16 protein-coding genes are annotated in these 14331 nt (G+C 69.0%); 13 read left to right on the forward strand and 3 right to left on the reverse strand.

The genetic code is table 11. From position 1 onward, the window contains the following. Window positions 1–2: 2 nt before the first annotated feature. Genes pcaG through PV772_RS06280 form a run of 8 tightly spaced genes read left to right on the forward strand, consistent with a single transcriptional unit; the run spans window position 3 to window position 6695 of the window. Complete coding sequence (pcaG, locus tag PV772_RS06245) at window positions 3–557, forward strand: protocatechuate 3,4-dioxygenase subunit alpha (protein ID WP_141158896.1); 555 nt, start codon at window positions 3–5, stop codon at window positions 555–557. Further along, a complete protein-coding gene (locus tag PV772_RS06250; RefSeq protein WP_347885656.1) occupies window positions 554–2032 on the forward strand; it encodes a lyase family protein in 1479 nt (492 codons plus the stop codon). Before pcaG ends, PV772_RS06250 begins: the two co-directional genes overlap by 4 nt. Further along, on the forward strand, window positions 2025–2843 hold the full coding sequence (locus PV772_RS06255) for an alpha/beta fold hydrolase (protein ID WP_141158898.1): 819 nt from the start codon (window positions 2025–2027) through the stop codon (window positions 2841–2843). The genes PV772_RS06250 and PV772_RS06255 overlap by 8 nt, the downstream gene beginning before the upstream one ends. Next, entirely contained in the window at window positions 2840–3280 is a 441-nt protein-coding gene (pcaC, locus tag PV772_RS06260; RefSeq protein WP_141182790.1) for a 4-carboxymuconolactone decarboxylase, read from the forward strand. Before PV772_RS06255 ends, pcaC begins: the two co-directional genes overlap by 4 nt. Next, the gene (locus PV772_RS06265; RefSeq protein ID WP_347885657.1) at window positions 3277–4476 is read left to right on the forward strand and encodes a thiolase family protein; all 1200 of its coding nucleotides are present in this window, start codon (window positions 3277–3279) and stop codon (window positions 4474–4476) included. Before pcaC ends, PV772_RS06265 begins: the two co-directional genes overlap by 4 nt. After that, a complete protein-coding gene (locus PV772_RS06270; RefSeq protein ID WP_347885658.1) occupies window positions 4476–5165 on the forward strand; it encodes a 3-oxoacid CoA-transferase subunit A in 690 nt (229 codons plus the stop codon). Before PV772_RS06265 ends, PV772_RS06270 begins: the two co-directional genes overlap by 1 nt. A gap of 1 nt (window position 5166) precedes the next feature. Beyond that, window positions 5167–5871 carry a 3-oxoacid CoA-transferase subunit B gene (locus PV772_RS06275; protein WP_141182787.1) on the forward strand — a complete coding sequence of 235 codons (705 nt, stop codon included), beginning with the start codon at window positions 5167–5169 and terminating at the stop codon, window positions 5869–5871. 11 nt (window positions 5872–5882) lie between these two features. Beyond that, window positions 5883–6695: an IclR family transcriptional regulator C-terminal domain-containing protein gene (locus PV772_RS06280; protein WP_141158903.1), complete on the forward strand. Its 813-nt coding sequence runs from the start codon at window positions 5883–5885 to the stop codon at window positions 6693–6695. 14 nt (window positions 6696–6709) lie between these two features. Here the strand turns inward: PV772_RS06280 and ligK are convergent, their stop codons facing one another. Both ligK and PV772_RS06290 read right to left on the reverse strand, forming a co-directional pair. Then, complete coding sequence (gene ligK, locus PV772_RS06285; RefSeq protein ID WP_141158904.1) at window positions 6710–7393, reverse strand: 4-carboxy-4-hydroxy-2-oxoadipate aldolase/oxaloacetate decarboxylase; 684 nt, start codon at window positions 7391–7393, stop codon at window positions 6710–6712. Window positions 7394–7415: 22 nt separating this feature from the next. Further along, complete coding sequence (locus PV772_RS06290; RefSeq protein WP_141158905.1) at window positions 7416–8441, reverse strand: amidohydrolase family protein; 1026 nt, start codon at window positions 8439–8441, stop codon at window positions 7416–7418. Window positions 8442–8632: 191 nt separating this feature from the next. Between PV772_RS06290 and PV772_RS06295 the strand changes: the two genes are divergently transcribed. From PV772_RS06295 to PV772_RS06315, 5 genes are all read left to right on the forward strand, one after another. After that, entirely contained in the window at window positions 8633–9289 is a 657-nt protein-coding gene (locus PV772_RS06295) for a GntR family transcriptional regulator (RefSeq protein WP_141158906.1), read from the forward strand. A 174-nt stretch (window positions 9290–9463) separates the two neighbouring features. Beyond that, window positions 9464–10642, forward strand: coding sequence for a Re/Si-specific NAD(P)(+) transhydrogenase subunit alpha (locus PV772_RS06300; RefSeq protein ID WP_141158907.1), 1179 nt, complete (start codon window positions 9464–9466; stop codon window positions 10640–10642). Beyond that, window positions 10642–10962: an NAD(P) transhydrogenase subunit alpha gene (locus PV772_RS06305; protein ID WP_347885659.1), complete on the forward strand. Its 321-nt coding sequence runs from the start codon at window positions 10642–10644 to the stop codon at window positions 10960–10962. Before PV772_RS06300 ends, PV772_RS06305 begins: the two co-directional genes overlap by 1 nt. Then, window positions 10959–12332, forward strand: a complete 1374-nt coding sequence (locus PV772_RS06310) for an NAD(P)(+) transhydrogenase (Re/Si-specific) subunit beta (protein ID WP_347885660.1) — start codon at window positions 10959–10961, stop codon at window positions 12330–12332. The genes PV772_RS06305 and PV772_RS06310 overlap by 4 nt, the downstream gene beginning before the upstream one ends. Before the next feature lie 72 nt (window positions 12333–12404). Next, the gene (locus PV772_RS06315) at window positions 12405–13325 is read left to right on the forward strand and encodes a diacylglycerol kinase family protein (RefSeq protein WP_347885661.1); all 921 of its coding nucleotides are present in this window, start codon (window positions 12405–12407) and stop codon (window positions 13323–13325) included. A gap of 20 nt (window positions 13326–13345) precedes the next feature. Here the strand turns inward: PV772_RS06315 and PV772_RS06320 are convergent, their stop codons facing one another. Beyond that, window positions 13346–14185 carry an ACT domain-containing protein gene (locus PV772_RS06320; protein ID WP_347885662.1) on the reverse strand — a complete coding sequence of 280 codons (840 nt, stop codon included), beginning with the start codon at window positions 14183–14185 and terminating at the stop codon, window positions 13346–13348. Window positions 14186–14331: the final 146 nt, after the last annotated feature.

Consider the following 14331-nt stretch of genomic DNA (forward strand, 5'->3'; position numbering starts at 1 on the left):
AGATGACCAAACTGGTACCCACCCCCGGCCAGACCGTGGGCCCGTTCTACGGCTACGCGCTCCCGTTCGAGAAGGACAACGAACTCCTGCCCCCCGGCTTCCCGGGCTCCATCCGCCTGCAGGGCACCGTCTATGACGGCGCCGGCCACACCATCCCGGACGCCATCCTGGAGATCTGGCAGCCCGACGCCGACGGCAAGGTTGTCCAGCGCACCGGTTCCCTGGTCCGCGACGGCTACACCTTCACCGGCTGGGGCCGCGGCGCCGTGGGCAACTCCGGCGTCTTCACCTTCACCACCGTCAACCCCGGCCCCACCAAGCCGGGTGCGGCCCCGTTCATTTCCGTGGCGCTCTTCGCCCGCGGCCTGACCAACCGGCTGTTCACCCGCATCTACCTGCCGGAGGACACCGAGGCACTGGCCAACGACCCGCTGCTGGGCTCCCTGGAGCCGGAGCGCCGCGAGACGCTCATTGCACGCCGCGACCCCGATGGGGGCCTCACCTGGGACATCCGCCTCCAGGGTGAGGGCGAGACGGTCTTCCTGGACTTCCAGTGACCCACGCCGCCGCTTTGGGAGACTTGCGCGCCTTCGCGGAAGAGGCCGACGCCGGCCTGCTCACCCCCGTCTCAGCGTCGCCGTTGGTGGCGGCGCTGACGGGGGACCGGGGAGTGCTGGCGGCCATCCTCGCCGTCGAGGCCGGCTGGGCCGCCGTGCTGGAACGGGCCGGGCTGGCACCTGCCGGTTCGGCCGCCGTCGTGGCCTCCGCTGCCGAGGCGGGGCGCTACGACCTTGCAGGCATAGCGCTGCGCGCCCAGGGCGGCGGCAACCCGGTGATCCCGCTGCTGGCCGACCTCCGGAAGAACGTGGCGGCGCTCGATGCCGCCGGAGTCGGTGCCGCGAAGGCCGTGCACACCTCCTTGACCAGCCAGGACGTCCTGGACACGGCCCTGATGCTACTGGCCCGCAATACCGTCCACGCGGTGCTGGCGGACCTGAAAGGCACCACGACGGCGCTGGCGCACCTTGCTGGGCAGCATGCGGACACGCTGTGCGTGGGCAGGAGCCTGACGCAGCATTCGCTGCCGTACACCTTCGGGCTGCGGGCCGCGCAGTGGTTCCAGGGCGTGGCTGCCGCGGGGCGGCAACTGGAAAACCTGGAGTTCCCGGTCCAGTTCGGCGGGGCGGCGGGAACACTCGCCGCCGGAACCGTGCTGACGGCTGGCTCCCAAGCCACGCCGTTCAGCCTGGCCGACGCCCTGGCGGACCAGCTGGGCCTGGCCCCGGCCACGGCTCCCTGGCACACCAACCGCCTGGCCATCACATCCCTGGGGCACGCGCTGGCATCCGTGCTGGACGCCTTTGGCAAGATCGCCGCCGACGTCCTGTTCCTGAGCCGGCCCGAGGTGGCTGAGGTCGCGGAGCCGCGGGCGGCCGGGCGGGGCGTGTCCTCGGCCATGCCGCAGAAGCAGAACCCGGTGCTGTCCGTCCTGGTCCGGAGCGCCGCGCTGCAGGCACCGCAGCTGGCCGCCCAGCTGCACGTGGCCGCCGCCAATTTCAACGACGAACGCCCGGACGGCGCCTGGCATGCCGAATGGCCGGCCCTCCGCCAGTTGCTGGCCCTGGCCCTCGGCGCCGCAGGCCATCTGCGGGAACTCGCCGAAGGGCTCCGGGTGTTCCCGGACGGCATGCGACGGAACCTCGACCTGTCCGGCCCGCTGCTGCTGGCCGAAGGCGTCACCGCCGCCGTGGCTCCGCTGCTGGCGGAGCAGGACGGGCGCACCGGCAAGCAGCAGCTGCAGCACGTGGTGGACCGGACCCTTGAAGCACCTCCTTTGGAGCAGGCCGCCGCCTACCGCAAGCTGTTCCGCGAAGCCGTTCCCGCCGCCGTCGTCCCTGACGCCCGGCTGGAGGAACTCCTGGACCCCGCCAGCTACCTGGGCCAATCGGCGGAGGTTACCCGCCGCATCCTTGCCGCCTACCCCGAATTTGATTCCCCCACCACCGACGCGAATGGAGCTTCCCGTGGCTAAGCCGGCCTTGAAGGCAGCGCTGCTGTCCCCCCAACGTCCCCTGGGCGACCACCCCCTGATCGTGGCAGGGCCGTCCCTGGGCACCTCCACGATCCTGTGGAACAGGGTGGCGTCCCTGCTCGGCGGTGATTACGACGTGGTGGCCTGGGACCTCCCCGGTCACGGGGTTTCGCCGGCTGCCAGCGAAGGATTCGACGTCGCCGCGCTCGCTGACGCCGTGGTGGACCTGGTGGACTCCATCGCCCCCGGCGAAAACTTCCACTATGCCGGGGTTTCCCTGGGCGGCGCGGTGGGCCTCCAGCTGGGCATCAAGCACGGTGAACGGCTGAAGAGCCTCTCCGTACAGAACAGCGGCGCCAAGATCGGCACCCCCGAAGGCTGGCTGGAGCGCGCGGAAACCGTCCGCACGCAGGGCACGCCGGTCATGATCCAGGGGTCCGCCCAGCGCTGGTTCGCGCCCGGCTTCATGGACCGGGAACCCGAGTTCAGCAGCCGGCTCCTGCACGCCCTGCGCGACGCCGACCGCTTCAGCTACGCCTTCTGCTGCGAGGCGCTGGCCGCCTTCGACGTCCGGGAGGAGCTGGGCAGCATCACCGTCCCCACCCAGGTCATCGCCGGGTCCCTGGACGGCGTCGCCACCCCCGCCATGGCCGAGGAAGTGGCAGGGGGTATCACCGCAGCGGGAGGCACTGCGACGGCGGTGACCGTGGAGGGCATCTCGCACCTGGCACCCGCGGAGGCCCCGGCCCACGTCGCGGACCTGATGCGCAGCCTGGCCACCTGGGCCGAATCACGGCAGGCTGCCAAGTGAGCGGCGCTGAGGGGGGCGGCCTGGAGCGCCATGGAGTGGTCCAGCCCGGTGCCACCAGCCAGGAAATCTACGACGGCGGCATGGTGGTCCGGCGCGAAGTGCTCGGCGACGCGCACGTGGACCGGGCCAACGCCAACAAAGATGAATTCACCGACGACTTCCAGGACATGATCACCCGCATCGCCTGGGGCGGAATCTGGACCCGGCCCGGCCTGACCCGCCAGATGCGCTCCGCGGTCACCATCACCGCCATGGTGGCGCACGGGCACTGGGAGGAGTTGGCCATGCACATCCGCGCCGCCCTCCGGAACGGCCTCAGCAGGGACGAGATCAAGGAAATCCTGCTTCAGACCGCCATCTACTGCGGAGTCCCCTCCGCCAACACCGCCTTCAAGACCGCCCAGCAGGTCTTTCGAGAAATGGATACCACCGTATGAACCAGGCTTTTGTGTACGACGCCGTGCGCACCCCCTTTGGCAAGTTCGGCTCGGGCCTCGCGGGCGTCCGTCCGGATGACCTTGCGGCGCACGTGATCAGGGAGTCGGTGCAGCGTGCACCGGGCCTTGATGTGGAGCGGATCGATGAGGTGGTGTTCGGCAACGCGAACGGTGCTGGTGAGGAGAACCGGAACATCGCGCGGATGGGCACGCTGCTGGCCGGGCTGCCGGTCTCGATCCCGGGCACCACGGTGAACCGGCTCTGCGGCTCTTCGCTGGATGCCGCGATCATCGCCTCGCGCCAGGTCAACGCCGGCGACGCCGACCTGATGCTGGTGGGCGGGGCCGAGTCGATGTCCCGTGCCCCGTGGGTACTGCCCAAAACGGAGAAGCCGTACCCGGCCGGGGACATGACCCTGGCCTCCACGACGCTGGGCTGGCGGCTGGTGAACAAGGCGATGCCGAAGGAGTGGACCATCTCCCTGGGGGAGGCCACCGAGCGGCTCCGCGAGAAGTACGGCGTGACCCGGGAGGCGCAGGACGAGTTCGCCGCGGCCTCGCACAACCTGTCTGCCGCTGCCTGGGATGAAGGGTTCTATGACAACCTGGTCGCCCCGGTGCCCGGGACGGACCTGGTGCGGGACGAAGGCATCCGGGCGGGTTCGTCCGCCGAGAAGCTCGCCGGGCTCAAAACCGTGTTCCGGACCGAGGACGGCACGGTCACCGCGGGCAACGCGTCGCCGTTGTCCGACGGCGCCTCCGCGGCGTGGATCGGGTCCGAGGCGGCCGCCGGGCTGCTGGGGCTGGATCCGCTGGCCCGCATCGCCGGGCGCGGGGCGCACGCGAATGATCCGCAGTACTTCGGCTACGCCCCCGTCGAGGCCGCGAACAAGGCCCTCGAAAAGGCGGGCATCGGCTGGGAGCAGGTGGGCGCCGTCGAACTTAACGAAGCCTTCGCCGCGCAGTCCCTGGCGTGCATCAACGCCTGGGGGATTGACCACTCGATCGTGAACCGGCACGGCGGAGCGATCGCCATGGGGCACCCGCTGGGTGCTTCCGGGACCCGGATCCTGGGCACCTTGGCCCGGTCCCTGCAGGCCTCCGCCGAACGCTGGGGCGTCGCTGCGATCTGCATCGGCGTCGGCCAGGGCCTGGCCGTCGTGCTCGAAAACGTCACCGCTGGAAAGGACCAGTAATGCTGAACTTCGTAGATTCGGTCCAGGACGCCGTGGCCGGCATCAAGGACGGCTCCACCGTGATGATCGGCGGGTTCGGCAACGCCGGCCAGCCGTTCGAACTGATCGACGCGCTGCTGGAGTGCGGCGCCACGGACCTGACCGTGGTGAACAACAACGCGGGCCAGGGTGACCAGGGCCTGGCCCTGCTGATCAAGGAGGGCCGGGTGAAGAAGATGATCTGCTCCTTCCCGCGGCAGTCCGACTCCTGGCACTTCGACGCCAAGTACAAGGCCGGCGAAATCGAACTCGAACTCGTCCCGCAGGGCAACCTCGCCGAACGCATCCGCGCCGCCGGCGCCGGCATCGGCGGGTTCTTCACCCCCACCGGGTACGGCACCATGCTGGCCGAGGGCAAGGAAACCCGCATCATTGACGGCCGCGGGCAGGTCTTCGAAACCCCCATCCACGCCGATGTGGCCCTGATCAAGGCCCTGAAGGCGGACGGGAAGGGCAACCTGGTGTACCGCAAGACGGCCCGTAACTTCGGCCCCATCATGGCCGCCGCGGCGAAGCACACCATCGTCCAGGTGTCCGAGATCGTCCCCACCGGCGGGCTGGACCCGGAAAACGTGGTCACCCCGGGGATCTACGTCAACAGCATCGTCAAAGTTGCCGGCAGCGGCAGCGCAGCAGAAAAGGCGGCCTGAGATGAGCGTGCAGTCCAACGAAAAGTCCCTCCAGACCTCGGCGACGCCCCTGGGCCGCGATGACCTGGCCCGCCTGGTGGCCAGGGACATCGCGCCCGGGTCCTTCGTGAACCTGGGCATCGGCCAGCCCACCCTGGTGTCCAACTACCTCACCGAGGAACAGAACATCACCCTCCACACGGAGAACGGCATGCTCGGCATGGGCCCGGAAGCCAAGGGCGGGGAGATCGACGAGGACCTGATCAACGCCGGCAAGATCCCCGTCACCGAACTGCCCGGCGCATCCTACTTCCACCACGCGGACTCGTTCGCGATCATGCGCGGCGGCCACCTGGACATCTGCGTCCTGGGTGCTTTCCAGGTCTCCGCCACCGGGGACCTGGCGAACTGGCACACCGGGGCACCCGGGGCGATTCCCGCCGTCGGCGGTGCCATGGACCTGGCAACCGGCGCCAAGGACGTCTTCGTCATGATGACCCTCCTGACCCGCGACGGCGCCTCAAAGATCGTGGACGCCTGCACCTACCCGGTCACCGGCGTCGGCTGCGTCACCCGCGTCTACACAGACAAGGGAGTGTTCCTCACCGGCCCGGACGGCGTCAGCGTCCGCGAAACCTTCGGCTGCACCCTCGAGGAACTCCAGGAACTTGTCCCGGTCCCGCTCAAGGCCGCACCCGCCGAACGCCAGGACCCGCGCGCATCCTAGGATTGGTAACCATGACCGACGCCGCAGGTACCGACACCAGGCCCGCCCCGCAGGCCGGCGACCAGTATGTCCAGTCCCTGGCCCGGGGGCTGGCGGTAATCCGTGCCTTCGACGCCGACCGTCCGGTCATGACGCTCACCGAGGTCGCCTCCCGCACCGGCCTGACACGGGCCACGGCGCGCCGCTTCCTGCACACGCTGGTGGAGCTCGGCTACGTGCGGACCGACGGCAAGACCTTTGCGCTGACCGCCAAGGTCCTCCAGCTGGGGTACGCGTACCTTTCGGGGCTGTCGCTGCCGCAGCTGGCACAGCCGCACCTGGAGGAACTGTCCCTCAAGCTGGGCGAATCCACCTCCGCGGCGGTGCTGGACGGAACGGACATCGCCTACATTGCGCGGGTGACCAGCCGCCGGATCATGACGGTTGGCATCACCGTGGGTACCAGGTTCCCCGCCTATGCCACCTCGATGGGGCGGGTGCTGCTGGCCTACCTTCCGCCCGCGGACCTGAAGGCCTACCTCGCGTCCGCCGAGGTCAGGCCGCTCACTCCGCGCGCCCTGGGCTCCGTGGACCAGTTGGTGGCGGTGCTGGACAGAGTCCGGGCCCAGGGCTGGTGCCTGCTGAACCAGGAACTGGAGCTGGGCCTGATGTCCGTGGCCGCGCCGGTGTATGACGGAGCCAAGGTGGTGGCGGCCGTGAACGTGTCGCTGCAGGCCCAGTCCGTGGAGGCCAAACCGGACCCGCAGGCGTACCTGGCATCGGTGGCGCAGGAGATCGTTGCCACCGCCAAGCTGATTTCCGCCGACCTTACCGCCCGGGGATAACGGGAGCCCGGGCTTCAGTCCACGTACCGCAGTCCGGCTTCCGCCAGCGGTCCGCGCATGCTGTAGATGTCGAGCCCCAGTTCCCCGCTGGCAAAACGCCCACGCTTGGCTTTCTCGTTGTCTTCGCGTTTCCGCGCGGCTTCCGCAACGTCGGCGGCGCGGGAGGCGGGGACCACTGCCACGCCGTCGACGTCGGCAATCACCACGTCCCCGGGGTTTACCAGTGCGTTGGCGCAGACCACCGGGATGTTCACTGAGCCGAGGGTGGCCTTGACGGTGCCCTTTGAGTTGATGGCCCGGCTGAACACGGGAAAGTCCATGGCCTGGAGGGCTGCCACATCGCGGCAGCCGCCATCGATGACCAGGCCGGCTGCGCCCCGGGCCCGGAGCGATGTTGCCAGCAGTTCGCCAAAGAAGCCGTCCTCGCACTCGGTGGTGCAGCCGGCAACCACCACGTCACCGGGCCGGACCTGTTCGGCCGCAACATGCAGCATCCAGTTGTCGCCGGGCTGGAGCAGGACGGTCACGGCGGTGCCGCACAGGGTGGCAGCGGGGTAGGCGGGGCGGATGTAGGGGCGCATGAGGCCCAGCCTGCCCATGGCTTCATGGACCGTGCTGACGCCGAAGGCGGAGAGGGCCTTGACGGCGTCCTCCGGTGCGCGGGTGATGTTGGTATGGACTACCCCAAGTTCCTGCATCGTGGCTCCCTTCGACGGCGTCTCACCGGCCCTGCCGCTTGAGCAGGGCGTCAAGGCGCGGATAGACGGTACGTGCGTTGTGTTCGTGGATGGCGCCGAGTTCGGCCTCGTCGAGGCCGGCGGCGTCGATGTAGCGTGCCGTGTCGTCGAAATGGTGGCCCGTCCACGGATCGATGTCCCGGACCGCGCCGATCATTTCGGAGGCAAAGAGGATGTTCTGCGTGGGGATGACTTCCAGCAGGAGGTCGATTCCGGGCTGGTGGTACACGCAGGTGTCGAAGAAGACATTTCCCAGCAGGTGCTCTTCCAGCGTGGGCTTCCCCAGGGCCATGGCAAGCCCACGGAAGCGCCCCCAGTGGTAGGGCACTGCGCCGCCGCCATGGGGAATGATGAGCTTCAGGGTGGGGAAGTCCTTGAACAGGTCCCCCTGGATGAGCTGCATGAAAGCGGTGGTGTCCGCATTGAGGTAGTGCGCGCCGGTGGTGTGGAAGGCGGGGTTGATGCTGGTGCTGACGTGGACCATGGCAGGGACGCCGTACTCCACCATCTTCTCGTAGACGGGATACCAGTACCGGTCGGTCAGGGGCGGGGCAGTCCAGTGGCCGCCGGACGGGTCGGGGTTCAGGTTCAGCGCCACCGCCCCGTATTCCTCCACGCAGCGGGTGAGCTCGGGGAGGCAGGTTGCGGGGTCCACGCCGGGGGACTGGGGGAGCATGGCGGCCGGGACAAACCTCCCGGGGTAGAGCCGGCTGACCCGGTGGCAGAGTTCGTTGCAGATGGCAGCCCACTCCGCCGAGGTTGCGAAGGAACCGACATGGTGCGCCATGAAGGACGCGCGCGGTGAGAAGACGGTGAGGTCGATGCCGCGTTCGTCCATGAGCCGCATCTGGTTCGCCTCGATGCTTTCGCGCAGGTCGTCGTCGGAAATGGACAGGTCGGTGCGGGACGGCGCCAGTGAAGGATCCTCCAGGGCCGCCACCTGCCGGTCACGCCACAACCCGAGGGCGGCCGGGGCCGTGGTGTAGTGGCCGTGGATGTCAATAATCATCGCGCATGCTCCTGGCAGGGGCGCCTGCCAAACGGCGCCGTTCTAACTCGATAACCGCACATGCAAATGTTGTCAGCAATATAGCTAACAATCAATGGTTTCCGGGGCCCGGGCGGACAAGTCTGGAGTACGCTGAATCCGGAAAATCGTCAGCAAATGTGGCAACCGGCCGAGCAGGGAGATGGTGGGCAGTGGAAACCGTGGATGGAACGGGCCGGGCCCTCACGGCTGCCGAGCTCGCGGAGCTGCTGCGCACCGCCATCGTCAGCGGTGAGCTGGTTCCCAACCAGCGCCTGGTGGAAGGTGACCTCGCTGCCGAGTACGGAGCAAGCCGGGGGAACATCAGGGTGGCCCTCTCGGAGTTGAGCGTGGAAGGCCTGGTGGAACGCGTCCAGAACCGCGGCGCCAGGGTGCGCGCCGTCTCAGTGGACGAGGCCGTTGAAATCACCGAGGTGCGGGCTGCGCTGGAGGCGTTGTGTGCCCGCAAAGCCGCGGAACGGGCCACCGAGAGTGACATTGCGGAGCTGCAGGAGCTGGCCGCCCGGATGCAGGGCGCCGTGGACCGCGGAGACCGTGAGTCCTACTCGGAAGGCAACCAGGCGATGCACGAAAAGATCATCGCCATGAGTGCGCAGAAGACCGCCGCGGCCACCATCCAGCGCCTGCGCGGACAGGCGGTCCGCTTCCAGTTCCGCCTGGCGCGCCAGCCGGGACGCCCGGCCGTCTCGCTCCCGCAGCACCTTGCCGTCATTGATGCCGTCTGCGCGCATGATGCCGATGCCGCCGCCGAGGCCATGCGGGTCCACCTGGAAAGCGTGGCGGACGCCATCCGCGCCAGCAACAAGTAACCGCAGCCGGTCTGGCCAGGGGCCGCCGCAGCAGGGGAGGCGCGGGCTGACAGGCGAATCGTTACCCACAACCTCCCCGCCGGCTACTCCCGCCGCGGGCCGCCGCGCTCTAGACTCAAGCCAACTGCGTGCAGCAGAGCCGCTGCACAGCTCGTCAGGAAGAGGAGTCGGCGGGTGAAACTGGGGATTCCGCGGGAACGCAGGGAGGGCGAGCGGCGCGTCGCCGCCACTCCTGATACCGTCAGGCAGCTGGTGGCGATGGGACTGGACGTCCTGGTGGAAACCGGGGCGGGGGACGGCGCCGGGCATGCCGATGCGGGCTATCAGCAGGCCGGTGCCACCATCGTCCCCGTACTGGACACAACGGCCCTGGATGTCCTGGCCCATGTCCGGCCCCTTGACCCGAACACCGCCGCGTCCCTGCACAAGGGAGCCGTCACGGTGGGGCTCGCGTCGCCGTCGTCCGACCTGCCCGCGGTCCAGGCGCTCGCTGATAACGCGGTGACCTCGTTCGCCCTGGAACTGGTGCCCCGCATCTCCCGCGCCCAGTCCATGGACGCCCTGACCTCCCAGGCCCTGGTGGCCGGCTACCGGTGCGTCCTGGAGGCCGCCATCAGGCTGCCCCGGTTCTTCCCGCTCTACATGACCGCGGCAGGGACCATCCCGCCCGCCCGCGTCCTGGTGCTTGGTGCCGGCGTGGCAGGGCTGCAGGCGATAGGCACCGCCAAACGGCTGGGTGCGCGCGTCTTCGCGAACGACATCCGCCCTGCCTCCGCCGACGAGGTCGCGTCCATGGGTGGCACCTTCATCCGGCTGGACCTGGAGACTGCTGAAGCGGCCGGCGGCTACGCACGGCAACTGAGTTCCGATGCCGGCACCCGGCAGCGGCAGCTGCTGGCACCCCACGTGGCGGAGTCGGACGTCCTGATTACGACGGCGGCCGTTCCCGGGCGCCCGGCGCCCCTCCTGGTGACCCGCGAGATGGTGCAGGGCATGCGCCCGGGATCGGTCGTCGTCGACCTCGCCGCCGAGTCCGGCGGCAACGTGGAAGGCTCCGTGCCCGGCCGGGACATCCCCATACCCACCGCCGACGGAACCGGGCACATCACCCTGGTCGGCTTGAAGGATCCGGCCTCCGCGATGGCGTCGGACGCCTCCCGCCTGTACGCCAAGAACGTGGCCAACCTGCTGGCACTCCTGGTCCACGACGGGCACCTCACGTTGGATTTCGGGGACGAAGTGGTGGCCGGTGCGTGCCTCACCCACGCCGGGGAAGTGCGGCACCGGCCCACCGCGGACCTGCTCGCGGCCCGGACGGCCACGGCAGCGGCCGGGCAGGAAGGAACACGCTGATGGATGGAATCGCCCTGCTGACCATCACCGTGCTGGCGGTGTTCGTTGGCTTCGAGGTGGTCTCCAAGGTCTCCAGCACCCTGCACACGCCGTTGATGTCCGGCGCCAACGCCATCCACGGGATCATCCTGGTAGGGGCCATCATCGTCGCCGGCCAGGCGGCCGACCCGTGGGTTCTCGCGGTGGCGCTCCTCGCCGTCGTCCTCGCCACCGCCAACCTGGTGGGCGGGTTCGTGGTGACGGACCGGATGCTGCACATGTTCCATGCCAAGAAGGATCCGGTCAAGGCAGGCGCCCAGCCCAAGGCAGGCAGTAGATGAGCCTCCTCGACCCCGTCTGGACCTCACTGCTCTACCTTGCCGCCGCGGTCTGCTTCATCCTGGCCCTGCGTGGACTCAGTTCCCCCCGTACGGCACGCCGCGGAAACCTGGTGGGGGCACTTGGGGCGCTGATCGCCGTCATCACCGTCTTCCTGTCCGCCCGGCTGGAGAACATCCCCTGGATCCTGGCCGCCATCGCCGTGGGTTCCGCGGTGGCGGCACCCGTGGCGCGGCGGGTGAAAATGACGCAGATGCCGCAGCTCGTGGCCCTGTTCAACGGAGTGGGGGGCGGCGCTGCCGCCCTGGTGGCACTCCTCGAGCTGGGCCATGCGGGGGAACCGTGGGTCCGCGTGGCCATCGTTTTCACGCTCATGGTGGGTGCGGTGTCCTTCGCCGGTTCCGGGATCACGTTCGCCAAGCTGCAGGAGCTGATGACCACCCGGCCCGTGGTGTTCCCCGGCCTGCCCGTGGTGATGTCGGTGGTGCTGCTGGCGGCGGTGGCTTCCGGCGTCGCCGTCGTCGTTTCCGGGTCGCTGCCCCTTGCGGTCCTGCTGCTGGTCCTGGGCCTTGCCGCGGGCGTCCTGCTGGTGCTGCCCGTGGGCGGCGCGGACGTGCCCATCGTCATCTCGCTGCTCAACGCCTTCACGGGCCTGGCCGTCGCGGCGTCCGGCGTGGTGCTCGGCAACGTCCTGCTGGTGGTGGCCGGCACGCTGGTGGGCGCCTCGGGCACCATCCTCACCCGGGCCATGGCGGCGGCCATGGGCCGGAGCGTGGCGGGCATCCTGTTCGGCGCTTTCCGGGGAGGTTCGACGGCGGGGTCCACGGCCGTGAGCGAACGTCCGGTCCGGTCGTCCTCGGCTGAAGACGTGGCGGTGCTGCTGGGGTATGCCCAGCGGGTCATCATCGTCCCCGGCTACGGGCTGGCGGTGGCGCAGGGCCAGCATACTGCCGCCGAGTTGGCCCTGGCCCTGGAGGCCCGCGGGATCGAGGTGGACTTTGCCATCCATCCCGTGGCCGGCCGGATGCCCGGACACATGAATGTGCTCCTGGCCGAAGCCAACGTCCCGTACGAGTCGCTCAAGGAAATGGGCGAGATCAACCCGCAGTTCAAGACCACCGATGTGGCCCTGGTGGTGGGTGCCAACGACGTGGTGAACCCGGCCGCCAAGACGTCCTCCGGGTCCCCGATTTACGGCATGCCCATCCTGGAAGTGGCCGACGCGCGGCAGGTGGTCTTCCTTAAGCGCTCCATGCGCCCGGGCTTCGCCGGCATCGAAAACGACCTGCTGTACGAGCCACAGACATCCCTGCTGTTCGGCGACGCCAAGGACTCCCTGGCCCAGGTGCTGGGCGCGGTCAAGGCACTGTAGGCGGGGAACGGCCCCCGCGGCGGGTTACCCTTCTCTCAGAAGCTTGCTTTCCATCCGCCATCAGAGGACGCCATGACTGACATCAGCTCCACTTCGCCCAAACGCGCCGCCATCATCGTCAATCCAGCCAAGCCGGTGGACATCGACGTGCGCGGGCTGGTGGCCAAGCACTGCGTGGAAAACGGCTGGGGCGAGGCCATTTGGCTGGAAACCACCAAGGAGGATCCCGGGGTCGGGCAGGCGAAGGAAGCGCTGGCCCAGGGGGCGGACATCGTTATCGCTGCCGGCGGTGACGGTACCGTGCGCTGCGTCGCTGAGGTCCTGGCCGGCGGGGACACCCCCATGGGCCTGCTGCCGCTGGGCACCGGCAACCTGTTGGCCCGGAACCTCGGCCTGGACGTGACCGATTACGACGCCGCCATGGCCGGGGCGCTGATTGGTACCGAACGGAAGATCGACGTTGTCCGTGCCCGGCGCAGCGACCCGGACAAGGAGCAGGTGTTCCTGGTCATGGCCGGCGTGGGATATGACGCCACCATCATGGCGGACACCAATGAGGACCTGAAGGACAAGGTGGGCTGGCTGGCCTACGTTGACGCCGGCATCCGTAACCTGCCCGGCAAGCCGGTCAAGGCGACCGTGGTGATCGACGGCAAGGACGTGGTGCACCGCGGGGTCCGCAGCGTGATGGTGGGCAACTGCGGCAAGGTCCAGGGCGGCCTGGAAATCTTCCCCGATGCCAAGATGGACGACGGTCTGCTGGACATTGCCGTCCTGGCACCCCACCACGGCAAGCTGGGCTGGCTGTCCGTGCTGGCCGGCATCATCGGCCGGGGCAAGAACAGGGACACCGCCGTGGAGTACTTCCAGGGCAAGACCGTGGAGATCACCCTCGAGCACAACGACGACTACCAGCTGGACGGCGACCACGAAGGCGAGGGCAAGCACGTCCTGATGACCATGGAGCCCGGAGCCCTGACCCTGCGGATGTAGGGACTGCGGTCGGAGGCCCGTTACGCGCGGGGTCCCTCCGTCCGCCGGTGCGAGAGGATCTCGGCAAGCTCCGCCAGGCGGTGCGCCCGGGCCGATTCGGCCGGGGTGAACGGCTCGCCGGGCCGGGTGAAGGTGATGGGACCGTGCCATGCCGTGGGGATCTTAAGCCGGGTCCCGTCGTCGGGCCCTTTGGTGCCGGCGTCCGACGGCGGCACGATGCCCGCGTGCAGCAGCTCGGCCACCGCCAGGGGCAGTTCGTCCGGAGCGGCAGCGATCCGGGCCGCCAGGCTCAGCGCCCTGGTCTGTCCGTCTGCCATGGCCAGTGCGGTGGTGGGCCAGACGTGCGAGTGGCTCCCGCCGCCGTCGGACAGCGCTGCAAGCAATTCACGCTCACCCACGGTGCCCGGGGCCGAGAGCACGAACTCATCCAGGACCCCGCCCGGTGCCGGGTGGACGTGGATGCCAAGGATGTTCGCATCCAGCCTGGCCAAAGCCCGCGTGATCTGCTGCAGCGACCCGGGCTGGTCCCGGAGCAGCGTCCGCGCCCGCCACAGCGACGGTGCCGCTGCCAGCCGCCGGCGGTGACGCAGTGCCGGGGCGTGCAGCCAGCTGCGAAGGACCCGGGCGGCGGACGGCTCGGCCACCCAGATCACCAGGACCGTGGCGGTGAGGGTCAGCACCAGCACCTTGGCCACGTAAGGGAGGTGGGCTTCCACCACGAGGGCGTGGACCAGAAGCTCGATGGGCAGCATCGCGGCGACATTGGCCAAGGTCAGCCGGGCCTTGTGCGGTTCCGGCATCCGGCCGCAGACTTCGCAGCTCAATTCAGCGGCAGGCGCATTGCGCGGAGGGCGGTTCATGACTCAAGCATCAGCGGGCGCTGTTTCCGCCGCATTGCCTCCTGATTCCATTCATGGGAACGTGTTGGCCAATTTTCTGAGGCCTCCGGCGTAGGATTTACCAGGAACGTCAGCGCGGCCGCCACCCCGGAATCCACCCCCAAGGA

This window comes from Pseudarthrobacter sp. CC12 (genome assembly GCF_039907755.1).
Classification (GTDB): Bacteria; Actinomycetota; Actinomycetes; order Actinomycetales; family Micrococcaceae; genus Arthrobacter; species Arthrobacter niigatensis.